General features: G+C 68.8%; 28 protein-coding genes. 6 read left to right on the top strand and 22 right to left on the bottom strand.

The genetic code is table 11. The features are described from left to right. Positions 1–508: 508 nt before the first annotated feature. From AB0I34_RS14870 to AB0I34_RS14825, 10 genes are all read right to left on the bottom strand, one after another. Positions 509–1,306, bottom strand: a complete 798-nt coding sequence (locus AB0I34_RS14870) for a hypothetical protein (RefSeq protein WP_360445143.1) — start codon at positions 1,304–1,306, stop codon at positions 509–511. Beyond that, positions 1,303–2,229 (bottom strand): ABC transporter ATP-binding protein, encoded by a 927-nt coding sequence (locus tag AB0I34_RS14865; protein ID WP_360445141.1) that lies wholly within the window; start codon positions 2,227–2,229, stop codon positions 1,303–1,305. The genes AB0I34_RS14870 and AB0I34_RS14865 overlap by 4 nt, the downstream gene beginning before the upstream one ends. Then, positions 2,229–2,591 (bottom strand): GntR family transcriptional regulator, encoded by a 363-nt coding sequence (locus tag AB0I34_RS14860; RefSeq protein ID WP_360445139.1) that lies wholly within the window; start codon positions 2,589–2,591, stop codon positions 2,229–2,231. Before AB0I34_RS14860 ends, AB0I34_RS14865 begins: the two co-directional genes overlap by 1 nt. A gap of 71 nt (positions 2,592–2,662) precedes the next feature. Next, positions 2,663–3,391 carry a GPP34 family phosphoprotein gene (locus AB0I34_RS14855; RefSeq protein WP_360445137.1) on the bottom strand — a complete coding sequence of 243 codons (729 nt, stop codon included), beginning with the start codon at positions 3,389–3,391 and terminating at the stop codon, positions 2,663–2,665. After that, entirely contained in the window at positions 3,384–3,593 is a 210-nt protein-coding gene (locus tag AB0I34_RS14850) for a hypothetical protein (RefSeq protein ID WP_360445135.1), read from the bottom strand. Before AB0I34_RS14850 ends, AB0I34_RS14855 begins: the two co-directional genes overlap by 8 nt. 9 nt (positions 3,594–3,602) lie before the next feature. Continuing rightward, the gene (locus AB0I34_RS14845) at positions 3,603–4,517 is read right to left on the bottom strand and encodes an SPFH domain-containing protein (RefSeq protein WP_360445133.1); all 915 of its coding nucleotides are present in this window, start codon (positions 4,515–4,517) and stop codon (positions 3,603–3,605) included. A gap of 145 nt (positions 4,518–4,662) precedes the next feature. Then, positions 4,663–5,361 (bottom strand): aminotransferase class IV, encoded by a 699-nt coding sequence (locus AB0I34_RS14840; protein ID WP_360445131.1) that lies wholly within the window; start codon positions 5,359–5,361, stop codon positions 4,663–4,665. Beyond that, on the bottom strand, positions 5,358–6,740 hold the full coding sequence (gene pabB / locus AB0I34_RS14835) for an aminodeoxychorismate synthase component I (protein ID WP_360445129.1): 1,383 nt from the start codon (positions 6,738–6,740) through the stop codon (positions 5,358–5,360). Before pabB ends, AB0I34_RS14840 begins: the two co-directional genes overlap by 4 nt. Before the next feature lie 45 nt (positions 6,741–6,785). Further along, positions 6,786–7,562: a class I SAM-dependent methyltransferase gene (locus AB0I34_RS14830; protein WP_131360541.1), complete on the bottom strand. Its 777-nt coding sequence runs from the start codon at positions 7,560–7,562 to the stop codon at positions 6,786–6,788. An 82-nt stretch (positions 7,563–7,644) separates the two neighbouring features. After that, positions 7,645–8,349 (bottom strand): metal-dependent transcriptional regulator, encoded by a 705-nt coding sequence (locus AB0I34_RS14825; RefSeq protein WP_360445127.1) that lies wholly within the window; start codon positions 8,347–8,349, stop codon positions 7,645–7,647. 96 nt (positions 8,350–8,445) lie between these two features. On the opposite strand from AB0I34_RS14825, the gene AB0I34_RS14820 reads away from it, so the two are divergent. Genes AB0I34_RS14820 through AB0I34_RS14805 form a run of 4 tightly spaced genes read left to right on the top strand, consistent with a single transcriptional unit; the run spans position 8,446 to position 12,134 of the window. After that, positions 8,446–9,762 carry a deoxyribodipyrimidine photo-lyase gene (locus AB0I34_RS14820; RefSeq protein ID WP_360445125.1) on the top strand — a complete coding sequence of 439 codons (1,317 nt, stop codon included), beginning with the start codon at positions 8,446–8,448 and terminating at the stop codon, positions 9,760–9,762. Positions 9,763–9,820: 58 nt separating this feature from the next. Then, entirely contained in the window at positions 9,821–10,213 is a 393-nt protein-coding gene (locus AB0I34_RS14815; protein ID WP_131360545.1) for a GntR family transcriptional regulator, read from the top strand. Further along, positions 10,210–11,091 (top strand): ABC transporter ATP-binding protein, encoded by an 882-nt coding sequence (locus tag AB0I34_RS14810; RefSeq protein WP_360445123.1) that lies wholly within the window; start codon positions 10,210–10,212, stop codon positions 11,089–11,091. Before AB0I34_RS14815 ends, AB0I34_RS14810 begins: the two co-directional genes overlap by 4 nt. After that, positions 11,088–12,134, top strand: a complete 1,047-nt coding sequence (locus tag AB0I34_RS14805) for an ABC transporter permease subunit (protein ID WP_360445121.1) — start codon at positions 11,088–11,090, stop codon at positions 12,132–12,134. The genes AB0I34_RS14810 and AB0I34_RS14805 overlap by 4 nt, the downstream gene beginning before the upstream one ends. Here AB0I34_RS14805 and AB0I34_RS14800 read toward each other — a convergent pair. The 3 genes from AB0I34_RS14800 to AB0I34_RS14790 form a co-directional block, all read right to left on the bottom strand. Then, on the bottom strand, positions 12,100–13,356 hold the full coding sequence (locus AB0I34_RS14800; protein WP_360445119.1) for an amino acid permease: 1,257 nt from the start codon (positions 13,354–13,356) through the stop codon (positions 12,100–12,102). The two genes, AB0I34_RS14805 and AB0I34_RS14800, sit on opposite strands and share 35 nt — an antisense overlap. Before the next feature lies 1 nt (position 13,357). Further along, a complete protein-coding gene (locus AB0I34_RS14795; RefSeq protein ID WP_360445117.1) occupies positions 13,358–13,882 on the bottom strand; it encodes a hypothetical protein in 525 nt (174 codons plus the stop codon). A gap of 70 nt (positions 13,883–13,952) precedes the next feature. Beyond that, the gene (locus AB0I34_RS14790; protein ID WP_360445115.1) at positions 13,953–14,510 is read right to left on the bottom strand and encodes a hypothetical protein; all 558 of its coding nucleotides are present in this window, start codon (positions 14,508–14,510) and stop codon (positions 13,953–13,955) included. An 84-nt stretch (positions 14,511–14,594) separates the two neighbouring features. Here AB0I34_RS14790 and AB0I34_RS14785 point away from each other — a divergent pair, with 84 nt between their 5' ends. Beyond that, a complete protein-coding gene (locus AB0I34_RS14785; protein ID WP_360445113.1) occupies positions 14,595–14,849 on the top strand; it encodes a hypothetical protein in 255 nt (84 codons plus the stop codon). On the opposite strand, the gene AB0I34_RS14780 is transcribed toward AB0I34_RS14785, so the two are convergent. The 5 genes from AB0I34_RS14780 to AB0I34_RS14760 all read right to left on the bottom strand — a co-directional run bounded on the left by AB0I34_RS14780 (position 14,841) and on the right by AB0I34_RS14760 (position 19,458). Continuing rightward, positions 14,841–15,686, bottom strand: coding sequence for a class II fructose-bisphosphate aldolase (locus tag AB0I34_RS14780; protein ID WP_360445111.1), 846 nt, complete (start codon positions 15,684–15,686; stop codon positions 14,841–14,843). The genes AB0I34_RS14785 and AB0I34_RS14780 overlap by 9 nt on opposite strands. 17 nt (positions 15,687–15,703) lie before the next feature. Then, positions 15,704–16,618, bottom strand: coding sequence for a hexose kinase (locus AB0I34_RS14775; RefSeq protein ID WP_360445109.1), 915 nt, complete (start codon positions 16,616–16,618; stop codon positions 15,704–15,706). Continuing rightward, positions 16,606–17,736 carry an N-acetylglucosamine-6-phosphate deacetylase gene (gene nagA / locus AB0I34_RS14770; protein ID WP_360445107.1) on the bottom strand — a complete coding sequence of 377 codons (1,131 nt, stop codon included), beginning with the start codon at positions 17,734–17,736 and terminating at the stop codon, positions 16,606–16,608. Before nagA ends, AB0I34_RS14775 begins: the two co-directional genes overlap by 13 nt. Further along, the gene (locus tag AB0I34_RS14765) at positions 17,733–18,686 is read right to left on the bottom strand and encodes an ROK family protein (RefSeq protein ID WP_360445105.1); all 954 of its coding nucleotides are present in this window, start codon (positions 18,684–18,686) and stop codon (positions 17,733–17,735) included. Before AB0I34_RS14765 ends, nagA begins: the two co-directional genes overlap by 4 nt. A gap of 145 nt (positions 18,687–18,831) precedes the next feature. Then, entirely contained in the window at positions 18,832–19,458 is a 627-nt protein-coding gene (locus tag AB0I34_RS14760) for a TetR family transcriptional regulator (protein WP_360445103.1), read from the bottom strand. 237 nt (positions 19,459–19,695) lie between these two features. On the opposite strand from AB0I34_RS14760, the gene AB0I34_RS14755 reads away from it, so the two are divergent. Continuing rightward, positions 19,696–20,418: a hypothetical protein gene (locus tag AB0I34_RS14755; RefSeq protein WP_360445101.1), complete on the top strand. Its 723-nt coding sequence runs from the start codon at positions 19,696–19,698 to the stop codon at positions 20,416–20,418. On the opposite strand, the gene AB0I34_RS14750 is transcribed toward AB0I34_RS14755, so the two are convergent. The 4 genes from AB0I34_RS14750 to AB0I34_RS14735 all read right to left on the bottom strand — a co-directional run bounded on the left by AB0I34_RS14750 (position 20,415) and on the right by AB0I34_RS14735 (position 23,305). Next, positions 20,415–21,026: a CGNR zinc finger domain-containing protein gene (locus tag AB0I34_RS14750; RefSeq protein ID WP_360445099.1), complete on the bottom strand. Its 612-nt coding sequence runs from the start codon at positions 21,024–21,026 to the stop codon at positions 20,415–20,417. The genes AB0I34_RS14755 and AB0I34_RS14750 overlap by 4 nt on opposite strands. 13 nt (positions 21,027–21,039) lie before the next feature. Continuing rightward, on the bottom strand, positions 21,040–22,002 hold the full coding sequence (locus AB0I34_RS14745; protein WP_360445097.1) for an SPFH domain-containing protein: 963 nt from the start codon (positions 22,000–22,002) through the stop codon (positions 21,040–21,042). Next, entirely contained in the window at positions 22,002–22,295 is a 294-nt protein-coding gene (locus AB0I34_RS14740) for a hypothetical protein (protein ID WP_360445095.1), read from the bottom strand. Before AB0I34_RS14740 ends, AB0I34_RS14745 begins: the two co-directional genes overlap by 1 nt. Positions 22,296–22,585: 290 nt before the next feature. After that, a complete protein-coding gene (locus AB0I34_RS14735; protein ID WP_360445093.1) occupies positions 22,586–23,305 on the bottom strand; it encodes a TetR/AcrR family transcriptional regulator in 720 nt (239 codons plus the stop codon). Positions 23,306–23,412: the final 107 nt, after the last annotated feature.

The following is a 23,412-nucleotide window of genomic DNA, read 5'->3' as shown; positions in this document are numbered from 1 at the left end:
CCGACTACCCCGCACCCCTGCCCCGTTGCCGCGGGGGTCGGGGCCGTGGCGGCCACCCCCCGGCATCGCCGGCCGGCGCACAACCGTTCTGTGCGCCGGCCGGCTTTCTTTCGCCTGTTTTCGGCACCTGCGAGTGCCGTTAGACGGCGTCGCGAACATGAAGCGGGGCCCCTCCGAGTATGAGTCGGAGGGGCCCCGCATTAGCTGAAGGAAGGTGACGTCTCCAGCCTCCCGAACGAGTCCGTAGGACCGGCAGACCCCGTCACCGGTCTACCTCAGTAGGGATCCCCACTGCGAGGGGCCCCCGGTTTTCGCCCGACCCGCCGCTCCTTCGCAGAAACAGCGTGTCGACATTTCTACCGCCGTCGGCCAGGGTCGCACAACCCCTTCCTGCCAACAGTTTGCGCCACTTCGCCACCTGCCGCCTGTTCTCCACAGCGACCCGGCAACCGTCCACAGATATCGTCCGACTTATGCACACCCCCTGTGCATAACATCGAGCGCTCGTTCAACCTTTGGCCGGCTTCAACGCCATCGGTCGCAGCAGCAGATAACCGGCGTACAACCCGAGCGCGGTGACCACCGCAACTGCCGGTACCGCGACGGCCAGTGGTGGACGATCGTAGCTGAGACGTGACAGCGGCTCGGCCAGCCACTCGGCGACCAGGAGGAACTCGGTCGCCGCGGCCGGCAGCACGGACAGCGGCAGCAGTAGTACTCCACGCCAGAAGCCGAGACGGTAGAACGTGATGCCGAGCAACCAGCCGGCTGCTTCATGCGCCACGATCAGCAGGAAGAACTCGGTGAAGATCATGCCGACCTGCGACGTACTGGTGAAAAGATGCCGGTTCTCCATCGCCTGGGCCCAGCCCTGCCCGTCGTAGATCACGCGTTCCACCTGGTAGACCAGCACCCACAACAGCGCCGTCGCCAGCGCGGCCCCGACCAGGAAGATGCTCGAGGCAACGGAGAACATCCGCCGGGTGACGCCCTGCGCGACCATCAGTTTCAGGTACGCCGGAGCAAGCATGATGCCGACCGCCATCGAGAAGTACTTCGGCGACTGGGTGCCGTAGTCCCACGTGCTGTACCCGGTCCCACCGGAGACGGTCTGGACGATGAAACCGCCTACAGCGAAGGCGATCAGCATGATGGCCCAGTACCCGCCGATCATCGGCCGGGAGCCGATCATCATCGCGTACAGGACCTGCCGCAGCCGGTGCCACGACGTGACACCGCGCGGCATCGACGTGGCAACCGCAACTCGCTGCGCGGCCTCGGTCCGGTTGTCGACTGCCGCACTCATGAACGAGCTCCAGGGGTCGGGGCGGTGAGGTGCACGAAGAGGTCCTGCAGGCCGACCGGGCCGACCTCCAGTCCGGCCCGCGTCGCCTCGGCGAGCAGCGCGGGATCGAGATCGCCGAGCACGGTGGTGGACTTGGTGCCGCCGAGCTTCTCTTCCGCGAGCACGGTGAACCCGGCGGTGAAGTCGTCCACCGCGGCGGCCGGTCCGACGATCGAGGCGCCACGGCCGCGGAGCGCGTCCACCGGCGACTGGGTGACGAGGCGGCCGTTGTCGAGGATCACGACCTCCTCGAGCATCGGGCTGACCTCGGAGACCAGATGCGTCGACAGCACGATCGTCCGCGGCACCTCGGCGTAGTCGGCGAGCAGGGCGTCGTAGAACAGGTTGCGGGACGGGACGTCCATGCCGAGGTAGGTCTCGTCGAAGATCGTCAGCGGTGCCCGGCTGGCCAGCCCGAGCACGACCCCGAGGGCGGACTTCTTACCGCGGGAGAGCTTGCTCACCTTCTTGCCGGTCGGCACCTCGAACCGATCCAGGAGCTCGCCTGCCAGGTCGTCGTCCCAGTACGGACGCAGGCTCGAGGCGAGCCCGAGCACGTGCTTCACCGGCGCCGCGTCGATCAGGTCACCGGACTCGCGGATCAGGCAGACCCGGCTGGTGACGACCGCGTTCTCATACGGCTCCTGCGCCGTACCGAGGTCGGCGGACTCGACCAGCACCCGGCCCTCGTCCGGGCCCCGGAAGCCGGCCAGGGTCGCGGCGAGCGTGCTCTTCCCGGAACCGTTGCGGCCGAGCAGACCGTGGATCTTGCCGGGCGCGAGGCGCAGGTCGAGCCGATCGAGCGCCGGCACGCCGCCGAACCGGACCGACAGGTTCTCGGTCCGCACAGCGAGAGCGGTCTGTTCAAGAGTGCTGGTGGTCATCAGGCGTCTCCGTAGGTCCGGATGTGCTGGACGACATCCTTGAGGGGTACGCCGATGGCCTTGGCCTCGCGGATCATCGGGTCGACCACGTCGGCGAAGAACGAGTCCTGCCGGCCGGTGCGCAGCAGCAGGCGGGCGTTCGGGCTGACGAACATCCCGATCCCGCGCTTCTTGTAGAGCACGCCCTCGTCGACCAGTTGGGCGAAGCCCTTGGCCGCGGTCGCCGGGTTGATCCGGTAGAACGCGGCGTACTGGTTGGTCGACATGACCTGTTCGTCCTCGGCGAGGGCACCGGTCACGATGTCGTTCTTGATCTGCTCCGCGATCTGCAGATAGATCGGACTCCGATCGTCGAACACCACGACCCCCTCTCTGCCCTCGCTCGGTCCACCGGTTCGTTACTTGAGTAACGAACCATAGCACCTCCTGAGGGTCAGCCTCCTGCGGTGTACGACGACTGCTGCAGAGACTTCTTCAGCGCCGGTACGACGGGCCCGACCCGGACACCGAGCTGCGCCAGCCGATCCTTGTGCCGGAGGCGCTGGTCCTTCGTGACGACCGTGCGCAGGTCCGCGGTCGCGGCCAGCACGACGACGGCCGCATCACGGAGGTCCACGCGTGTCACCAGCCGGGACGGGCGAAGGGTGTCGGTCGCACTCTGCAGCACCTGGCGCCGGATCAGCGGGTGCCGCAGCGTGATCCGATGGGCCGGGAACAGACCGAGGACGCGGTACGGCTCGACCCTGATCAGGTAGGCACGCTCCAGGTCGCCGCGGACCTCGCGGACCATCGCGCGCTGCCGGCGGTCGACCCAGGTCTTCCACTTGCGGGGACCGCGGCTGCCGATGTCGGCGAGGATCCCCGCCAGGACCTGATCCTGCGGCGCGGCCACCTTCGTCAGCCGGGCGCGACCGTTGTCGTCGGCAAGGTTCCCGGCGAGCTGGAGGTCGACCAGCGCGGCCGCGCGGAGCAGCTTGCCGAGCTTCGAGGTGTTCGTCAGGCGGCCCTTCATCGGGTCGTAAGCGAGCAGGAAAAGCCTTGCTGCCAAGGCATCCGGAGCTTTGGCATTGCCGAGGGCAACGGTCTTCCGAGCACGGGCCGGGCGTCGGGTCGCGACGCTCCGGGCGGGCCGCCGCAGCGGCGTCACCACAGCTCTACTCATGGTCTTCCTCCTTGGCCGGACGGCCCGGGCGGCGGATCTTGCCGACGCCTGACGGCAGCCGGCCGGCATCGGCCAGCGCCCGCCGGAGCAGGTACTCGATCTGAGCGTTCGTGCTGCGCAGGTCGTCGGCCGCCCACCGGGCCAGCGCGTCATGCACCACGGGATCCAGCCGGAGCAGGATCTTCTTGCGTTCGGCGGCCATAGTGCCCGCTCACTGGTAGAGCGAGCCGGCGTTGACCACCGGTTGGGCGTCTCGGTCGCCACACAGCACCACCAGCAGATTGCTGACCATGGTCGCCTTGCGCTCCTCGTCCAGGTCGACCACCTCGTGCTCGGACAGTCGGGCCAGGGCGAGCTCGACCATGCCGACCGCACCCTCGACGATCCGCTGCCGGGCCGCCACGACCGCGCCCGCCTGCTGGCGGCGCAGCATCGCCTGGGCGATCTCCGGCGCGTACGCGAGGTGGGTGATGCGCGACTCGATCACCTGCACCCCAGCCGCCTGCACCCGGGCGCCGATCTCCACCGACAGCGTCTCGGTGATCTCGTCGGTGCTGTCCCGCAACGACAGGCCGCCTTCGTCGGGATGTACGTCGTACGGGTAGCTGTTGGCGATGTGCCGGACCGCGGTCTCGGTCTGGATCGCGACGAACTCGACGAAGTCGTCCACCTCGAACATCGCCTGCGCGGTGTCCTCGACCTGCCAGACCACGACCGCGGCGATCTCGATCGGGTTGCCGTCGGCATCGTTGACCTTGGCAACGGCCGTCTCGTGGTTGCGGATCCGGGTGGAGATCTCACGCCGCTGGGAGATCGGGTTGACCCAGCGCAGGCCGTCGGTGCGCAGCGTCCCGGCGTACCGGCCGAGGATCTGCAGCACCCGGGCACGGCCCGGCGAGACCGGCGTCAGCCCGGCGGCCACGATCAGGCCGGCCAGGAAGATCAGGACGGAGAGCACGATCAGCACGCCGCCCTGGTCCTGGCTCAGGCCGATCACGAACAACACCACGGCACCCACCACCAGCACGAACGCCAGCCCGGCCATCGGCCACCCGTTGACCTCCCGCGCCACCCGCTCGGTCACCTTCGGCTTCGGCATCTCCACCGCAACGTCCAACTCCGCCATCACCAGCTCCTCTCGGATAGCTCGAAGGTATCAAAGTGATATCACTTTGACAACCGGCTGCTCGCTGGCGGCTTGTTTCGCCGATGGCCGGTTGTTACCGGCTACCGAACAAACAACCCGCCATCGATCGAGCCGGATCGGTGGGTCAGAGGGGTTGGGCGAGGGCTTCCAGGTGGGGTTGCCAGAGCGGGGCGTGGGAGTTGGGGAGGGGGTCGATGGCGGAGTCGGACCAGGCGTGGATGGGGCGGATGCCGTGGAGGGCGTTGACCAGCCAGGCCTCGGTGGTGTTCTGGAGTTCGGTCGGGGTGATGGGGTGTTCGGAGACGGGCGCGCCTTGGGCGGTGGCGACGCGGCGGAGGAGTCGGGCGGTGACGGACGGGAGGAGCGGGCGATCGGACGGCGGGAAGCAGAGGGTGTCGTCCTCCCACCAGGCGAGGGCCGAGTAGGCGGCCTCCAGCACGGTGCCGTCCTGGTCGAGGAGGAGGATCTCGTCGGCGCGATGCGCGGCGGACTCCTTCAGCTTGCCCAGCAGTTCCAGGTCAGGACCCTTCACCCGCGGTTCGGTGCGTGGATCGAGACCGTCGTGGACGGCGACCCGGACGCGGCCGCCGGTCGGCGGAGCGGGCCGGCGCTGGACCGCGAGCTCACCCGACTCGTGCAGCTCGAACCGAGGAAACCAGCGACCGAATCCCGGCAGCCGGCCGACCTGCTTGTCCCAGTACGCCGACGCATCCACCCCCGCCGCCAGACACGATCCGACGAACCGTTCCCGGTGCAGTTCGATCCCCCGAACCTTGCCATCGGCAACCAAGAACGAATCCGCCACCCGCAGACCACCACTCATGTCCCCCACCCTTCGGCCGCGGCGTTCCCGCCCACGGCTGCCATTGCCTTCAGCACCATTTCGTCGTACTCCGCGACTGCGTCGGAGTCGAGCACGATCGCACCCCCCGCGCCTACAGTCGTTCCGTCCGGCGTCAGGACCGCCGTACGGATCACCACACTCAGATCCGCCCGCCCGTCCACGGTCAGATAGCCGAGCGCACCCGAATACACCCCACGGGCACTCGACTCCAACGCGTCGAGAATCTCCATCGTGCGGATCTTCGGTGCACCCGTCATCGACCCCGGCGGGAAGCACGCCCGGACCGCGTCGATCGCGCTCACCCCGGAGCGCAGCCGGCCGCGGACCGTGGTGACGAGCTGATGGACGGTCCGGTAGCTCTCGACCTGCATCAGCTGCGGCACGTGCACCGTGCCCGGCCGGCTGACCCGGCCGAGGTCGTTGCGGATCAGGTCGACGATCATCAGGTTCTCGGCCCGGGTCTTCTCGTCCTCGGCCAGTGCCTTCGCCGCCAACTGGTCCTGCGCCGGGTCCGCCTCCCGCGGCGCGGTCCCCTTGATCGGGCGGCATTCGGCCCACCCATCCGCATCCACGGTCAGGAACCGTTCCGGCGACGAGCTGGCCACCGCGAGATCGCCGTACCGGAGGAAGGCGGCGTACGGCGCCGGGTTGGCCTCCCGCTGCCAGCGGAAGAACTCGAACGGATCGGGCACGGACGGCAGGCGGACCCGGTTGGTCAGGCAGACCTCGTACGTCTCCCCCGCCTCCAGTGCCGCCATGCACGCGGCGATCCCGGCCAGGTACGTCGGCCGGTCCTGCTCGAGATGCGCCTCGAGGTCGAGCCGCGCGATCGCCGGTACGCCGTCGCCGGACATCCACCAGTCCGACGCAGTCCGAACCGCCCGATCCAGCCACCCCGCGCCCGCGTCCTGTTCATCGACGGCGACGAGGTAGGTGATGTCGCGGTCGTGGTCGATCACGACGAACCGGTTCGCCCAGATCCACAGCGCGTCCGGCGTCGGCGCCTCGTGCGCCGCGACTCCCCCGGTCAGCGCCTTGAGCTCGTAGCCGAAGTACCCGACGTACCCACCGTTGAAGAGTCCGGTCAGCTCGTCCGGTACGGCGTCCAGCCGAGCAGCCTTCTCCGCCAGCCGCTCGCCCAGCTCCACGAACACGTCACCATCGGCGGCATCCCGGACGACGACCTCCGCGTCGCGGCCGGCCGTCGTACCGAGGACGGAGACACGTCGTACCGCCCGATCCGTCAGGCTGCCGTCGAGCCAGAACGCAACAGGTTCTTCGGCCAGCAGCTCGCGGTAGACAGTCTCTCCGTCGAGCGCCCGGTCGACCGTCCGGACGGACCAGCTCAGCGCACCCACAGGCACACGCTACCTACCCGCGGGCGGATCCACGCCCCTGACTCGTCAGGCGGTCAGAGCGAGCTTGGTGCGCATGGCCGTGATCCGGCGGATCGGGATCGCGACCTCGAGGCCGTCCTTCGACTCGGCGCGATCCGCCAGCCAGCCGGCGGCGGTGTCCCGGCGGGCATCCGGAGTACCGGGAAGGTAGAGCGCGTTCACCAGACGGTGGGCGTCGTCGCGGCTGCGGATCATGTAGACGTACCGCTCCCGCTGGCTCTCCATCACATCGAAACCGGCGTGGTGGAGCTGGTCCTTGAGCTCGGTGATCTCGCCGCCGGCCGGGAACTGCGGAGTCGACCGCAGCCGCGTGGTCAGACCGCTCAGCGTGCGGATGTCACCGCGGCGGAGCGGTCGTACGGCGGGCACGATCGCTGCCAGCACACCGCCGCGACGCAGTACCCGGGCCGCCTCGGCCAGGACCGCCGGCAGCGGCTGGAGCACCATCAGGCCCATCGAACAGGTGACGACGTCGAACACCTCGTTCGCGAACGGCAGATGCAAGGCGTCCGACTGCACCCTCGGACCTGGCGCACCGGCGAGCTGGGCCGGGTTGTTGTCGACGCCGACGACCCAGTGACCGTGCAGCTCACGGGAGACCGGGCCGTTGCCGCAGGCGAGGTCGAGGACGCGCCGGGCCTCGCCGGAGACGGCGCGAACCAGCCAGCGGTACGGCGTGTGGTCGCCGGCCACCGCGCGGGAGAGCAGGGCTTCGGTGCTACCCGGAGTCGCGGTGTGGAACTCCCGCAGGTACTCGGGCCAGTCGATCAGATTCTCGGACATCGCGCAGTGAGGCTACCTCGTGACCACCCGCCGTACACCATCGAGCGCACAGCGTGGATGGTCTCTTAATACAGCTTTGAACTCAGACCCGGCTGACGAAGATGTGGCCGGCGGTCTCGTCGCTGATCACGCCACCCGCCTCGCGGCTGCCGACCAGGACACCCTCGGCGTCCATCGTCGAGTCGACCTCGCGACCCGGCAGCGCGCCGGCCCGGCGCAGTACGGCCATCGCGCCGTCGTCGGTCTGGACCGGCTCGGCGATCCGGCGGACCAGCACCCGGACGCTCTCGCCGGTGGACGCGTCGAGCACCTTGTCCAGCGGCTCGACACCGATCCGGAAGTCCTCGATCCCGCTCGCCTGGCCGCTGGTCTGCAGCTCCTCGAGACCCGGGATCGGGTTGCCGTACGGCGACTCGGTCGGGTTGTTCAGGATCTTGAGCAATCGCAGTTCCACCGCGTCGCTCATCACGTGCTCCCAGCGGCAGGCCTCCGTGTGCACGTCCTCCCACTCCAGCCCGATCACGTCGACCAGCAGCCGCTCGGCCAGCCGGTGCTTGCGCATCACCCGGACCGCCTGCTTCCGGCCGACGTCAGTGAGCTCCAGGTGGCGATCACCCTCCACCTTGATCAGCCCGTCGCGCTCCATCCGGGCGACCGTCTGGCTGACCGTCGGACCGGACTGGTGCAGGCGTTCGGCGATCCGCGCGCGCAGCGGCAGGATCCCCTCTTCCTCCAGCTCGTACACGGTCCGCAAGTACATCTCGGTGGTATCGATCAGCTCGCTCACGACAACCATTCTCACCTATGTAGGCAAGCCTGGCCGAATTCCGGTGAACACGCGGACCGAGTAGGTCATAACCGCGGAAGCACGCACGATGGACCGATGGCGCCTGCGGTGATGTGGTTCCGGCGGGACCTCCGGCTGGCGGACAATCCTGCGCTGCTTGACGCGGTCGCCGCGAGTGACGGCCGAGTGCTCGGTCTGTTCGTGCTCGACCCGCAACTGTGGGACCGCGCGGGTGATCCACGCCGTGAACGGTTGGCGGCGTCGTTGCGCCGACTCTCCGACTCCATCGGCGGCCGACTCGTCGTACGACGAGGTGATCCGGCAATCGTCGTACCGGCGCTGGCCGAAGAAATCGGTGTGGCCAGTGTGCACATCAGCGCGGACTACGGCCCTTACGGACAGCGCCGGGACAAAGAAGTTGAAGCCTCATTGAAGTGTCCGCTCGTGGCGACCGGATCGCCGTACGCGATCGCTCCCGGGCGCATCCTGAACCAGCAGAATCGCCCGTACCAGGTGTTCACGCCATACTTCCGGGCCTGGCTCGAGCACGGCTGGCGTCGTCCGGTCGATGCGCCGGCGAAGGTCGGGTGGCTCGAGGCCGACGGCGAGGATCTTCTGGAGAGCGCAGTCGAAGGCGCTGGCGAGCAGGGAGCGCACGAGCACTGGCATGAGTATCTGGACCAGGTCGCGCGGTATGACGACGAGCGTGACCGGCCGGATCTCGACAGCACGTCGCGGATGTCGATCCCCTTGAAGTACGGCGAGATCCACCCGCGCACGATGCTCGCCGACCTTGCCCGCAAGCGCAGTCGGGGCGCGGACGCCTACCGTCGCGAGCTGGCCTGGCGCGAGTTCTGCGCGGACTTGCTCGCGCGGCATCCCGACGCCGCCTGGAAACCACTGCGGCCCGAGTTCGAGCGGATGGAGTACGACGACCCCGGCGCGCTGTTCGACGCGTGGCGCCAGGGCCGGACCGGGTATCCGTTCGTCGATGCGGGGATGCGACAGCTCGCCGAGACCGGCTTTCTGCACAACCGCGTGCGGATGGTGGTTGCGTCCTTCCTGGTCAAGGACCTGCACGTGCATTGGAAGTTCGGCGCCCGCTGGTTCATGCGGTCGCTGCGCGACGGCGACCTCGCCTCGAACTCGTTGAACTGGCAGTGGGTGGCCGGCTGCGGCGCAGATGCGGCGCCGTACTTCCGGATCTTCAACCCGGTCGGCCAGGGCCAGAAGTTCGATCCCGACGGTGCGTACGTCCGCCGCTGGGTGCCCGAGCTGCGCGATCTCGACGGCGGCGCGGTCCACGAACCGTGGAAGCACGGCGGCGCCGACGGCTACTCCGATCCGGTCGTCGACCACGCCGACGCCCGCCGCGAGGCGCTCCGCCGGTACGACGCCATCCGCAAGGGTTGACGCCGACTTAAGTCATACCCCTATAGTGCTAGGTAACTAGATGAATGGGGTTTGGTTGATGATCGAGTTCCATCTGGACGGGCGGTCGGGGGTGTCGCCGTACCAGCAGATCGTCCAGCAGGTCCGCAACGCGCTGCGACTCGGACTGCTGCGCAAGGGCGACCAGTTGCCGACGGTGAAGGACGTCGTCGCGGCGCTGGCGATCAACCCGAACACGGTGCTCAAGGCGTATCGCGAGCTCGAGCACGAAGGCCTGGTGCAGGCCCGGCCGGGGCGCGGCACGTTCGTGACCCGGACACTGACCGACAACACGCTGGCCGCGCACGGCCCGCTGCGGCAGGACCTGCGCCGCTGGCTGGCGAAGGCGCGCAAGGCCGGCCTCGACGACGAAAGCATCGAGGCGTTGTTCCTGACCACGTTTCGGTCCGCCGCTCTGGAGGACTTAGCATGACCGCCGTTCTGCAGGCCCGCGGCCTGGGCAAGAGATATGGCCGGCGCTGGGCGCTGACCGACTGCGATCTGGAAGTGCCGGCCGGACATGTCGTCGGGCTCGTCGGCCCGAACGGCGCCGGCAAGAGCACGCTGCTCAACCTGGCTGTCGGGATGCTCACACCGACCGCCGGATCCGTCGAGGTACTGGGCGGCCCGGCCGGCGCGCACCAGGCCAAGGTCGGGTACGTCGCTCAGGACACGCCGACGTACGCCCGGCTGAGCGTCGCCGATCACCTGAAGCTCGGTGCGAAACTCAATCCCGGCTGGGATCCCATCGTGGCCCAGCGGATCCAGCGTCTCGGACTCGACCCGAAGCAGAAGGCCGGCAAGCTGTCCGGCGGCCAGCGGGCCCAGCTCGCACTCACGCTCGGCCTGGCCAAGCGGCCCGACCTGCTGATCCTCGACGAACCGGTCGCCGCGCTCGACCCGCTGGCCCGGCGCGAGTTCCTGCAGGACCTGATGGGGGCGGTCGCGGAGCAGGAGCTCAGCGTCGTACTGTCCTCCCACCTCGTTTCCGATGTGGAGCGGTCCTGCGACTTCCTGATCGTGCTGGTCGATTCGCGGGTCCAGGTCAGCGGCGAGATCGACACACTGCTGGCGACCCACTTCCGGCTGACCGGTCCACGACGCGCCGCCAAGGATCTGCCCGGCGATCAGCACGTCGTGACCGAGAGCCACACCGACGTGCAGTCGACGTTCCTGATCCGCACCGAGAAGCCGATCCTCGACCCGGCCTGGACCGTCACCCAACTCACGCTCGAGGACCTGGTACTGGCATACATGGCCAGCAGCCTCCCCGCCCAACCCCTACGTCCGGTCCTGGAGGTGCAGCGATGATCTGGCTGACCTGGCGGCAGTTCCGCGTCCAATTCGTCGTGGTCGCGTCCGTGATCGCCGCGGCCGCGGTCGCCCTGGCGGTGACCGGCCCGGGCCTGCTCGGCGACTACCACCGCCTGACCGACGACTTCATCAAGAACCTCGGCTTCGAGCGCCTCAACCCGTTCCTCTACATCGCCGGTCAGGTCCTGCTGTACGCCGTTCCGCCGGTGATCGGGGCGTTCTGGGGGGCACCGCTGATCGCCCGCGAACTGGAGACCGGCACCCACCGGCTGGCGTGGAGCCAGAGCGTCTCGCGGTGGCGCTGGCTGGCCACCAAGGTCGGGTTCACCGGACTCACCGCGATCGCGATAACGGCCGTACTGAGCCTTGCGGTGACCTGGTGGGTCGACCCGATCGACGACGCGATCAACGCCGGCCAGGATTCGAACACCTACCTACCGCGGATGTTCCCGCCGGTCTTCAGCGCTCGCGGCCTGGTCCCGATCGGGTACGCCGCGTTCGCGTTCGCGCTCGGAGTCGCGGTCGGACTGGTCGTCCGTCGTAGCCTGGTCGCGCTCGCAATCACGCTGGCCGCGGTGATCCTGGTGCAGATCGTCACGCCGACGTTGATCCGGCCGCACCTGCTCGCGCCGACGGAGTCCTACCTGACCGTCAGCCTGGACAACCTCCGCGGCTTCATGCTGACCGGGGACGGCAATCCTCCACAGGTGAGGCAGATCGAGGTGGCCAGCGGGTCCGTCGGCGCCTGGAAACTGTCCGACGAGACCGTGGACAAGTCCGGCAAGACGGTCGGCACGTTGCCGAGCTGGATGATCGACTGCGAGCCCGGACCTCCTCCCGGTGTGGAACCGCGCGTCCCGCCGGCGAAGGCGGCCGCCTGCTTCCAACGGCTGGCGGACGAGGGCTACCGGCAGCACATCAAGTACTTCGAGGCCAACACCTTCTGGGCTCTGCAGTGGCGTGAGTTCGGGCTGTTCCTGCTCCTGGCATTGGGATTGACCGGGTTCAGCTTCTGGCGGATCCGCCGCGACCTGTCCTGAGTTTCCTGACGATCAGGGCGATCGCGAGGAGTCCGGCTCCCACCACTGCTGAAGTCCACGGGAGGGTGACGGCGAGAACGACGCAGCCGATGAGGCCGATCACGTTGAGGGCACGGGGCCATCGACGCTGGTCGGCCGGCTGCGTGAAGGCGGAGGCGTTGGCGATCGCGTAGTACAGCAGGACGCCGAACGACGAGAAGCCGATGACTCCGCGCAGGTCGGTGGTCAGCACGAGGATCCCGACGACCACGGCGAGGGCGATCTCGGCATGGTGCGGGACCTGGAAGCGCGGATGGACGGCGGCCAGCCAGCCGGGCAGGTCGCGGTTGCGTGCCATCGCGAGCGACGTACGGCCGATGCCGGCGATCAGGGCGAGGAGTGCGCCGAGGCTCGCGAGGGCGGCCCCGATCCGGACGACGGGACTGGCCCAGGCCGCGCCGACGGTGTCGACCGCGGTGGCGAGCGGCGCGATGGTCGTCGCCGGATCGAGCACGAGCAGCAGAGCCACACCGACGGCAAGGTAGATGCCGATAGCAATGATGACGGCGGTGCTGATCGCCCGCGGGATGGTCTTCGCCGGCTCGCGGACCTCCTCACCCATGGTCGCGATCCGCGCGTACCCGGCGAACGCGAAGAACAACAGCCCCGCCGCCTGCAGGACGCCGTACGGCGAGGTGCCGGCGAACTCCAGGTCGCGATGGGGCTCACCGGTGAACAGCACGATCAAGACGAGTGCGAGGACCGCGAGCGTGCAGGCGACCAGGATCCTGGTAAGTCGTGCGGTCTTGGTGACACCGCGATAGTTGACCGCCGCCAACCCGGCCACGGCGGCCAACGCGACCAGCCTGCGCAACCATCCACCACCAGGTACGGCGTACGTCGCGAACGTCAACGCCATCGCGGCACACGACGCCGTCTTCCCCACCACGAAACACCACCCGGCGGCGAAGCCCCACCACTCCCCCAGGCGCTCCCGTCCGTACACATACGTCCCACCCGAGACCGGATAGACAGCCGCCAACTGGGCCGAGGACACCGCGTTGCAGTAGGCAACAACCGCGGCAATCGCCAACCCGATCAGCAGCCCCGATCCGGCGGCCCGCCCAGCCGGGCCCCACACCACGAAGACCCCGGCCCCGACCATCGAACCGAGGCCGACCACGACGGCGTCGCCGACGCCCAGCCGCCGGGCCAGGGTGGGATGCGGCTGGGCGGCACTCATGTCAGTCGCCCGCCGCCATCGCCGCGGCGATCCTCCGGTCGGCATCGGCAACATCCTCCTCGGGCGCCGGGGGCAGCAGGTCGGCCCACAGCGGCAGCATCTCCCGGCGCGCTTCGAGCATGCCCAGCGGGCGCGGGTAGAACCACACGTGGAAATGGGCCGAACCGTCGCCCCAACGATAGACGTGGACCCGGGCGATGCCGCCGAGACCGACGATCGCTCGCTCGATCCGGGCGACCACCGGACCGTAACTGGTCGCGTGGGCCGCTGGCAGGTCGGCGAAGCTGTCGTGGTGACCTCGACTGGCCAGCCAGACCACTCCCGGGATGGTGACGTCCTTGGCCGGGCACAGTGCCCAGTTGTCGTCCATCCACAGCGGCGGCCGGTGTTCGGACTTCTCGAACGAAGCCAGCCAGTCGCAGAGTCCGCACGGATCCCCGCCGGGCTCGCCGACGCGGGGTGGTTCGGGGATCACGCGCGGCGGCGGCTCGCGGCGGATCAGCGGTTCGGCGTAGGGCAGTGTCATGGCGGTCCCTCCAAAGCTGTCGGTCCCGTCAGTGAAACATGACTGTTGCAGAAAATGCAACGACCATGTTTCAGAAGTTCAGGACTCCGCGGAGGGTCAGGTCGAGGGTGAGCCGGCGGACCCGGGCCTTGGACCAGTGGTGCCGGCCACGCATGTGCACGTAGGTGAAGGTCGCCGACACCATCAGCACCTCGGCCACGTCGCTGATCCGGCCGTGCGGATGCAGCGATCCGTCCTGCTCGCCCTCGCGCAGGAACCGCTCGAACGGGTCGATGAACGAGACCGGGCCGTTGCGTGCCTGCTCCTGGTGGAACACCAGGTCCGAGGACAGGATCAGCGGCAGATGCCGGTCGATCACGTCGAACAAGGCCTCGAGCGTCTTGACCAGGCCTTCACGGCCGGTGCCGGAACCGGCCAGGATCGGCCACATCGTGTCCCGGTAGTCCTCGGCCAGCGCGTCGAGCAGCGAGTTCAGCAGCAGTTCGACGGTCAGCCCCTGCCGCCACAGCGTGACGCGGGACCGGCCGACCTTCTCGGCCACCCGCTCCAGCGTGACACCGGACCAGCCGTGCTCGGCGAGTACGGCGACGGTCGCCTCGCGCAGCGTCTCGTCCACCGCGATGGTCATCTCCGGCCACTCCTCACCGAGCGCTCTTGTGCAACACGGCCGTTGCACTGCACGATGACTGTACCAAGAAGCGAAGGAGCAACCGTGGACACGAGGACGGAGATCCGGCTGCGGCTGACCCCGCAGGAGGTGGCGGGCCTCGCCGCGCTCGCGGTCGGTCTGCGCGGGGTGACCGAAGCCGAGCTGACCGAGGAGGACGCGGCGGTCGCGGCGGTTGAGCTGGCGCTCACCCGGCTGATCGAGGACTTCGAAGTACCCGATGAGAGTGCTCGGGCGCGGGTCCAGCAGGCACGCGACGAGCTGCGGGCGCACTGGGTCCGGGGCGGCGCTTCACTCTGAGGGCGTCGCTCTGAGGACGGTCAGCAGGCGGGCCACCTCGGCGGCTACCTCGTCGCGGGCCGGGCCGAGGTACTTGCGGGTGTCGACCAGGGTCGGGTTGCCGGCGAGGACTTCGCGGACCTTGGCGGTGAAGACGTTGTTCAGGTGGGTGGCGATGTTGACCTTGGTCATGCCTGCCTCGACGGCTCGGGTGAGGTCGGGGTCGGCGACACCGGAGGAGCCGTGCAGGACGAGAGGGACGGGGACGGCGGTGTGGAGTTCGGCGATGAGGTCGAAGTCCAGGGACGCCGTACGTTCGGTCATCGCGTGGGAGGAGCCGACGGCGACTGCCAGGGCGTCGACGCCGGTGGCTTCGGCGAAGGCGAGGGCCTCGTCGGGGCGGGTGCGGGCGCCGGGTGCGTGCACTCCGTCCTTGCCGCCGACCTCACCGATCTCGGCCTCGACGAACACCCCGTGGTCATGACAGAACGCCGTGACCTCGGTGGTCGACGCGACGTTGTCGTCGTACTCGAGCTTCGACGCGTCGTACATGACCGAGGTGAAGCCGAGTGAGACCGCTTCGGTGACCAGGTCGCGGTCCATCGCGTGGTCGAGGTGGACGACGACCGGGACGGTCGCGGCGGCCGCGGCGGCCAGGGTGGCGACACCGATCGGCTTGAGGGCGCCGTGGTACTTCACCGCGTTCTCGCTGATCTGCAGGATGACCGGCGCACCGACCTGCTCGGCGCCGGCGATCAGCGCGGTCGCGTGCTCCAGCTGGATCACGTTGAACGCACCGACCCCACGACCAGCCTTGGCGGCCGTCAGTACGACCTCGGCCCCGGAGACCAACGGCATGAGCTTTCTCCTTCTGACTAACTAACGGTGACCTGGGGCTGCCAGCGCCGGTACGCGGCCAGATCGATGTCCCCGGCAACCGGTGTCAGCACCGCGGCGGCCGACGCGGCCACAGCGGACTTCAGTACGACGGACCAGTCGGGCTCCGGCGACTCGGCGACAGCCGCCGCAACCACCGCCGTGCAGGCGTCGCCGGCACCGGTCGGGTTGCCACTCACCTTCTCGACCGGCAGCGCTCGCCAGACACCCTTGTTGCTGGCAGCAACCATCCCGCGTGATCCATCGGTGATCACGGCCGCGGTCGCACCCAACCCGACGAGCTGACGAGCGCCGTCCTCGACCGTCGTGTCACCCAGCGCGTCACGCAACTCGGCCGCGTTGGACCGCACCACCGCACCAGCCTTCGCAGCCGCGGTCAGCGCGGCACCGCCGGCGTCGATCACGGTCAGTACGTCGTGATGCCGCGCGCGGACCGCGAGTTCGGCGTACGCATCAGCGGGCAGTCCCGGCGGGATGCTGCCCGAACAGGCCAGCACGCCCAATCGTGACCACGGCATCCGGTCCCCGAACGCACGCCACTCGTCAGCGGTCACCGAAGGCCCGGTCTCGTTGAAGATCGTCGCGTCCCCGTCGGCACCGTTGACGATGGCAACGGTACGCCGAGTCTCCCCGGCGATCGGCGTCAGCAGTGCAGTGAGGCCCGCATCGAACAGTTCCTCCGCAACCAACTCACCGGTCACACCGCCGACGAACCCGAGCACCAGCACCTGGTGCCCCAATGTCGACGCCACCCGGGCGACGTTCACGCCCTTGCCACCGGCCCGCTGCCGAACAGTGCCGACGCGATGACTGCCACCGACGACGAGCTCGTCGACCTCGTACGTGACGTCCAGCGCGAGGTTGAGGGTGATGGTCCCGATCACTCCAGCCACGACCCTGCCCGCATCACCTTCTGAACGACGTACTCGTCGTCCAGCACCACCAGGTCCGCCCGCTTGCCGGTCTCGATCGCGCCCACGTCGTACCAGCCGAAGGCCTGCGCAGGCGTTGTCGACGCCATCCGGGACGCGTCCACCAGGGACACGCCGGCCTTCACCGCGTTGGCGTAGGACACGCCCATCGTCAAGGTACTGCCGGCGATCGAGTGCTTGCCGTGGGCAAGCGTCACCAGGCCTTCCTTCACGTCCACCTCGAGGTCGCCGAGCTTGTACCGGCCGTCCGGCATCCCGGTGGCCTCCATCGCGTCGGTGATCAGGGCGATCCGGTTCACCCCGGCCGCAGCGAGCGCGACGCGGACGACCTGCGGATCCAGGTGCAGGCCGTCGTTGATCACCTCGAGCAGCAGCCGTTCGTCGTTCAGGGCGGCACCGACCGGCCCCGGGTCGCGGTGGTGGAACGGCCGCATCCCGTTGAACAGATGCGTGGCGACGGTCGCCCCGGCGTCGGCGCCGGCGATCATCTGCTCGTACGTCGCATCGGTGTGCCCGAGGGCGGCGACGGCACCCGCGTCGACGACCTGGCGGATCGCGTCCAGCCCGTGCTCGAGCTCCGGCGCGATCGTCACCATCTTCACCGCGTCGCTCAGGACCTTCGTGACGTCGTCGGCGACCGGGTCGCGCAGCAGCGTCGGCTCGTGCGCACCACACCGCGCCGCGGACAGGAATGGGCCTTCCAGGTGGACACCGGCGATCACGCCATCGGTGATCAGGTCGGCGAGACAGGCGGTCTGCGAGACGATGTCATCGAGGGGCGCCGTCACCAGGCTGGCGAGTGTGGTCGTCGTACCGTGCCGGGCGTGGAAGGCCGCAACCTTGCGCGCCTCCTCCGGATCGGTCGTCGAGTACGTCGATCCGCCGCCGCCGTGGGTGTGGATGTCGACGAAGCCCGGGACGACGGTGACGTCGCCGAGGTCCTCGGGCCGCTTGCCGTCGGCCGGCATCCCCTCCGACCTGCGGCCGAACGCGACGATGTCCGCGTCGACCACCTGGATCCAGGCGTTGTCCAGCACGTCGTCCGGCGTGACGAGCCGGCCCACGCGATAGGTCGTCATACCGTCTGATCTCCACTCTCGTCGGCCGTCACGCGGTCCCAGGCCATCACCGCGGCGCCGAGGCAGCCCGCGTCCTCACCGAGTACGGCGGCTACGATCTCGGGCTCGCGCTGAAACGTGAGCCGCGCGTGGATGCCGTCGCGCAGCGGTTGCAGCAGTGTCTCCCCCGCGCCCACCAGTCCGCCGCCGATCGCGATCCGAGTCGGCGCGACCAGGGTCGTGTAGAGGACGAGCGCATCGATCAGCGCCTTCAGTGCGTCGTCCCAGACGTGCGCGGCGTCCGGATCACCGGCGGCCAGCAACTCCAGGACCTCACGAGCACCGTCCACGGTCCGACCGGTACGGGCGCCGTACCTGCGAGCCAGTGCAGCCGCGGAGGCGACCGTCTCGAGGCAGCCCCATTGGCCGCAGGCGCATTGCTCGGCCGCATCGCCGTGGACGAACCGGGTGTGGCCGAGTTCGCCGGCCCAGCCGTCCCCGCTGACCAGCGAGCCGTCGATCACCATCGCGGCGGCGATGCCGGTGCCGAGCGGCAGGAACATCGAGTTCGTGGTGCCGGTGAGCGCGCCCTGGCGGAGTTCGGCGTACCCGCCGGCGCGGACGTCGTGGGCGAGCACGATCGGTACGCCGTCTCCGATCGCGGCCTCCAGTTCGGCGCGCACCGGCGTACCGACCCAGGCCAGGTTCTCGGCGCCGACCGTGCCGGTCTCGGCGTCGATGACGCCGGGCACGACAACACCGATCGCACGCACTCGGTGACCGTCCGCAGTCGCCTTCTGGCTCAGCTCGACGACGGTCTCCAGCAGGGCATCGAGCACGGCGCGGCCCCCGGCCTCCCGGGGAGTCGGCCTGGTCTCGCGGTGCAGCACGGCACCGTCCGCGGCGACCAGGCCGCACTTCATCCGGGTTCCACCGAGATCGACGGCAACCACGACTTCACAGGGGTCCACGGAGCGCCATTATGCAGCGTTACCGGGCAGTCCGAACATCCGTGAGCAATCTCTGGACAACCTCGACCAGACCACTGGTGTCCCTGGTTCAGTTGCGTCCGAAAATCCGCGGGCAGGGCGCCGCGGGTCATCGGCCGCCACCGGATCAGGTCCGGAGGCCCCGGTCGAAGGCGGCGACCAGGAACGTGACCAGGTTCTCGGCCAGCTTGCCCGGGTCCTCGGCATCATCGATGCCAGGCGCGCGGGACAAGGCCTGGGACTGGTGCAACGCAAGCAGTCCGAGCATGTTCACGTATCCGAAGGCGACCGCCTCCGGCGAGGCGTGTGGTAGGGCCGACTGAAGCGCGGCCAGGTACCGCGACTCGATCGGGTCGGACTCGGCGGCGTACAACTCCCGGATCCGCTGGCTCGGATCGAACGCGATCCGGCCGATGAAACGCGCGACCACCGCGCCACGCTCACCCCGGCGCAGGACCAGGTCCAGCCCGGGCTCGATGAATGCCCGGATCAGTTGCTCCGGACTCGGCCCGCCGCGGGCCTCCAACTGGTCCAGCCGGCGTCGGCGTTCGGTGTTGACCGGCGCCATCGCCCGCGCGACCGCGGCTCGCAGCAAGGCCTCCTTCGAGCCGAAGTGGTAGTTGACCGCGGCGATGTTCGCAGCCGCCGCCACCGTGATGGCACGCAGCGACGTTCCCTCGTAACCCCCTTCACCGAAGCGTTGCTCGGCGACGTTGAGCAATCTCTCCCGGGTCGATTCGACCGGTGTTTCCACAAACTTCTCCTTCCCCCCGGCTACCGCTCGCTCAGGCACCCCACCTGCTCACTCGCCGTAGCCTGGAGTCAGCATAGTTCAAGCGGTCGTTTGAACTGGAGGGCTTAGCTCTTTAATCTCCGAGAATTCCTCAGATTTATCTGAAAACTCCTTCCTTCCCATGGTTCACAGCCCTCACACGTCCCGATCGCGGTCCGGTGGCCGCCGGAATCGAGCGTGTGGTTAGGGTCGTGCGGTATGAGTCTGGTTCGGGTGGAACGGCGGTTTCAGGGACCCAAGCGGTCGGGCAACGGCGGGTACGTCGCCGGTCAGGTGGGTACGGCGCTGGCCGCGCGGATCGACGCCGGCGTGGTGCCGCGGGTGACGCTGCGAATGCCGCCACCGATCGAGAAGGACCTGACGCTGGACGCCGACGTCGAAGGGGCGCGGCTGACGGATGGCGAGGCCGTCGTTGCCGACGCCGTACCGGTGGACGCGGACTTCCTGGCCGACGCGACCATCGACCCGGTGTCACCCGACGAGGCTCGCGCGGCCGAGGCGGCGTACAAGGGTCTGAGCAATCATCCGTTCCCGAGCTGCTTCGTCTGCGGGCCGGAGAACGCGGACGGCCTGCAGCTCAAGCCGGGTCCGCTCGGCGACGGACGGACGGCGTGCACGTGGCAGCCGGGCGGCGATCTGGTGACCGGCGGCCTGGTGGACGACGTGTTCCTGTGGTCCGCACTCGACTGCCCCGGCGGATGGGCGATCGACCTGGAGGGCCGCCCGTCGGTGCTCGGTCAGTTGACGGCCTGCATCGACGCGCGCCCGCAGCCCGGCGAGCAGTGCGTGGCGCTCGGCCGCTACCTCGGTGAGGACGGCCGCAAGACGTTCACTGCCAGCACCCTGTACGACGCCGACGGCCGCGTACTCGCCCGCGCCCGGCACACATGGATCCTGGTCGATCCCGCCCTGTTCAACTAGCGGGTGCGGGCCGCGTGGGCGCGGACCTTGGCCCGGTTCCCGCAGGTGGACATCGAGCACCACCGGCGGCGCCCGCGAGGGTCGAGGAACAACCAGCCGCACGACTCCCCCGGGCACATCCGAACGTGCGCCCGCGACGGCCCGGTCAGCAGCTCGCCCGCGAGCAGTGCAAGGTTGTCCAGCGGCAGCGCCAGATCCTCCGGCAGCTCCCACACCGGACCGTCGTCCGCGAGGACCAGCTGCCGTCGCCCGGACGCCCGTTCGATCACCCGGGCCACGGCCTCGAACGACTCATCGGTCGCCTGCCCGGTCAGTACGTCGTACAGCTCGGTCCTGAACTCCAGGGTCGTGTGCAGCCGCCGCGCCGCCTCGGTCGGCTTGCCACCGGCCTGCTCGATCAGCCGGAACACGGTCGCCGGCGGCACCAGGCCGACGTACGAGGTCCAGATCAGGAAGGCCTCGTACGACGTCAGCCACTCGGTCCGGGCCGGGCCACGGGTGGTCCAGTCGGACCGGGTGTTGACGAAGTCGAGGACCGGGTCCGCGCCGACCGGCTTGGGCAGGACGACGCCCTGCACGAGCTCGAGGTGTGACGGCAGCGCGGACATGACCCAGCTCAGCTCAGTTGGCGGGCTGCTGGGTCGTGGTGGTCGGCGTCGGCACCGGGATGCTGACGTTGCCGTTCTGCGGGATGACCATGAACTGGATCTTGCCCGATTCGATCGCGGTCTTCAGCAGGTAGCCCTGCGCGCCGAGCATCGCGACCTGCGCCTTGACCGACTGCAGTTCGACGTTGACCTGCTGGTTCTTCTGCTCCTGGGTGGCCTTGGCCAGCTCGGCCCGCTGCTTGGCCTCGAGGCCGTCGATGATGCCCTTGTCCAGCGGCGTCGGCTTCTGGATCGTGAAGGACAGCTCGCCACAGTCGTTGGTGCCGTTGTACGACGGGCCGCAGAAGTAGTCACCACCGACGGCGGCCGGCAGCAGCCGGGTGAACTCCTTGGCCGCGGCGGACTGGAACGCCGCCTTCTTCGACTCGTTGTTGTAGAGCTCGGCCCAGCCGTAGTCGGCCGCGACCGCCGCCAGGGCCCGGTCGATCTGCGGCCGGAAGTAGCTCTGCAGCATCTGATCCCAGCCGTCGTCCTCGTAGGCGTCGGTCTTGAGCCCGATCCGCTCGTGGAACGACTTCAGCACGGCCTCGTCGCGGTTCAGCGTGAAGTAGACCTGGACGCGGACGCCGAGCCGGACGTTGTCCTTGCTGACCACGGTGACCTCGTCGGCCGCGTCGGTGTCGGCACCGTCGCCGCCGATGATGTACGAGCGCTGGTCGATCGGGTAGGTGTAGACGGTGTCGCCCGGGCCGATCAGCTTGTTCGTCGAGCCCGGCGGGATGACGGACTTGAACTTCTTGTCCTCGATCACGCCACCGCCGTAGTGCAGACCGATCCGGTTCGCGTCGGTGTCGGCGAAGTTGAAGATGTTGAACAGCGCGATGATCACGATCACGGCCACGATCAGGCCGCCGATCACCTTGACCTTCGTGCTCCCGCCCTTGGCGACGGCGGTCGCACTCCCCAGTTTGGCCATCAGTCGTCGAGCTCCTTGCGTTCCACCAGTCGCCGGATGTCGGCGAGGGTCAGGTCTGCGGTGACCGCGACATCGCGCGGCACCGACGGATGCGAGCTGAGCGTACGCAAGCCCTGCTCGGCAGCCGCGACCGCCCGTTCCAGCGTCCTGACCTCGTGCATCAATGCCCGGTGTTCGGCGTTGACCTCGGCCAGGGCCTGCTCGGCCTGGGCAGCCCGGCGGTACGACGCCCACGCCGTCCAGGCGGTTCCGACCAGCAGGATCACGATGACCGGAAGTCCGAGTCTCAGCATGTCTCCTATGGGACCACGGCACCCCGTTCGTCTGTGCGCGAAAACTGGTTGAACGCCGGGCCTTCGAACAGTAGGTTTTCAGTACACGCGAAGGGAGGTGGTCCAACGCATGAATTGCTATCGGACTCGTGAGGTGGCGGCGGGCTAACCGCCAACCACTAACAAGTGGGCATGTGGTCGGCCAATTCAACGCCAGCCACCGGGCCCGCGGGCAGTCAGGTCAGTCCGCCTGACCCAGAGTTCGGCCACCCGGTCGCGGTCTGGAAGCGCTCGCGGGCTTTTTTCTGCCCTCACTCCGGCAGTGGGCAGTCCAGGCCGAGCTCTTCGCCGATCTCGCGGAGTTGGGCTTCGAAGTACGCGCCGGCATCCGGCAGCACCCAGTGCAGCTGTCCGAAGACCTCCATGCAGATCAGGCCGTAGAGCCTGACCCAGTAGCTCAGCGCGAGGTAGATCGCGCCGGCCGGCATGCCCTGGAACTCCTCGGTCTCTTGCTGCAGCTGAGCGAGCAGCACCGGTCCGAGGTCCTCGTCGGCCGGGTACGGGAACGGCTTCCAGTGCCAGATCTGCGCGACCAGGTCCTTGAACACGGCCCCGAAGCGCATCGCCGCCTGATGCCCGGGCGTGTCCGCGTGGTCCTCGGCCTCCGGGTTAGGGATCGCCGTACCGAACAGCAGCGCGAACTCCGACGGATGTGCCAGCGCCCAGTCCCGCAGTCCGTTGGTCAGCAGGAACAGCCTGGCACCGAGATCCGCATCGGTGTCGGCGGCCTGCAACTCCATCAGCGCACCGGTCAGTTCGTCGTACAGGTCGGCGATGAGGGCGGTGACGAGGGCCTCGTGGCTCGGGAAGTAGCGGTACAGGGCCGGCGGGGTCAGGCCGAGCTCGCGCGCGACCGCACGCAGGCCGACCGCGCCCACGCCGCCGCTGACCAGCAGCCGCCGCGCGACCGCCTTGATGTCGGCCAGTGTCGCGGCCCGTTGCCGGTCACGCCGGGTCGCACCCTCGTCCATCGAAATTCTCCTTGACAGGCCGGCCTCCCGGATGTCTAGAGTTAACACCGTTAACAGTTAACGCTGTTCACTGAGACACCCGCCGCTCAAATCTAACCTCCTGGGGG

Source organism: Kribbella sp. NPDC050281 (genome assembly GCF_040655855.1).
GTDB lineage: Bacteria > Actinomycetota > Actinomycetes > Propionibacteriales > Kribbellaceae > Kribbella.
The sequence above is the reverse complement of the archived record's forward strand: the minus strand, read 5'-3'. Positions and strand labels throughout refer to the sequence as shown.

Excerpts from the sequence above, each read along its gene's own strand:
- AB0I34_RS14795 (WP_360445117.1), bottom strand. The coding sequence starts at position 13,882 with ATGACACTGCCCTACGCCGAACCGCTGATCCGCCGCGAGCCGCCGCCG.
- AB0I34_RS14740 (WP_360445095.1), bottom strand. The coding sequence starts at position 22,295 with ATGCTGAGACTCGGACTTCCGGTCATCGTGATCCTGCTGGTCGGAACC.
- AB0I34_RS14735 (WP_360445093.1), bottom strand. The coding sequence starts at position 23,305 with ATGGACGAGGGTGCGACCCGGCGTGACCGGCAACGGGCCGCGACACTG.
- AB0I34_RS14865 (WP_360445141.1), bottom strand. The coding sequence starts at position 2,229 with ATGACCACCAGCACTCTTGAACAGACCGCTCTCGCTGTGCGGACCGAG.
- AB0I34_RS14820 (WP_360445125.1), top strand. The coding sequence starts at position 8,446 with ATGGCGCCTGCGGTGATGTGGTTCCGGCGGGACCTCCGGCTGGCGGAC.
- AB0I34_RS14855 (WP_360445137.1), bottom strand. The coding sequence starts at position 3,391 with ATGAGTAGAGCTGTGGTGACGCCGCTGCGGCGGCCCGCCCGGAGCGTC.
- AB0I34_RS14850 (WP_360445135.1), bottom strand. The coding sequence starts at position 3,593 with ATGGCCGCCGAACGCAAGAAGATCCTGCTCCGGCTGGATCCCGTGGTG.
- nagA (WP_360445107.1), bottom strand. The coding sequence starts at position 17,736 with ATGACGACCTATCGCGTGGGCCGGCTCGTCACGCCGGACGACGTGCTG.
- AB0I34_RS14800 (WP_360445119.1), bottom strand. The coding sequence starts at position 13,356 with ATGAGTGCCGCCCAGCCGCATCCCACCCTGGCCCGGCGGCTGGGCGTC.
- AB0I34_RS14810 (WP_360445123.1), top strand. The coding sequence starts at position 10,210 with ATGACCGCCGTTCTGCAGGCCCGCGGCCTGGGCAAGAGATATGGCCGG.
- AB0I34_RS14830 (WP_131360541.1), bottom strand. The coding sequence starts at position 7,562 with ATGTCCGAGAATCTGATCGACTGGCCCGAGTACCTGCGGGAGTTCCAC.
- AB0I34_RS14750 (WP_360445099.1), bottom strand. The coding sequence starts at position 21,026 with ATGTCCGCGCTGCCGTCACACCTCGAGCTCGTGCAGGGCGTCGTCCTG.
- AB0I34_RS14780 (WP_360445111.1), bottom strand. The coding sequence starts at position 15,686 with ATGCCGTTGGTCTCCGGGGCCGAGGTCGTACTGACGGCCGCCAAGGCT.
- AB0I34_RS14745 (WP_360445097.1), bottom strand. The coding sequence starts at position 22,002 with ATGGCCAAACTGGGGAGTGCGACCGCCGTCGCCAAGGGCGGGAGCACG.
- AB0I34_RS14845 (WP_360445133.1), bottom strand. The coding sequence starts at position 4,517 with ATGGCGGAGTTGGACGTTGCGGTGGAGATGCCGAAGCCGAAGGTGACC.
- AB0I34_RS14815 (WP_131360545.1), top strand. The coding sequence starts at position 9,821 with ATGATCGAGTTCCATCTGGACGGGCGGTCGGGGGTGTCGCCGTACCAG.
- AB0I34_RS14805 (WP_360445121.1), top strand. The coding sequence starts at position 11,088 with ATGATCTGGCTGACCTGGCGGCAGTTCCGCGTCCAATTCGTCGTGGTC.
- AB0I34_RS14840 (WP_360445131.1), bottom strand. The coding sequence starts at position 5,361 with ATGAGTGGTGGTCTGCGGGTGGCGGATTCGTTCTTGGTTGCCGATGGC.
- AB0I34_RS14755 (WP_360445101.1), top strand. The coding sequence starts at position 19,696 with ATGAGTCTGGTTCGGGTGGAACGGCGGTTTCAGGGACCCAAGCGGTCG.
- AB0I34_RS14870 (WP_360445143.1), bottom strand. The coding sequence starts at position 1,306 with ATGAGTGCGGCAGTCGACAACCGGACCGAGGCCGCGCAGCGAGTTGCG.
- AB0I34_RS14790 (WP_360445115.1), bottom strand. The coding sequence starts at position 14,510 with ATGACCATCGCGGTGGACGAGACGCTGCGCGAGGCGACCGTCGCCGTA.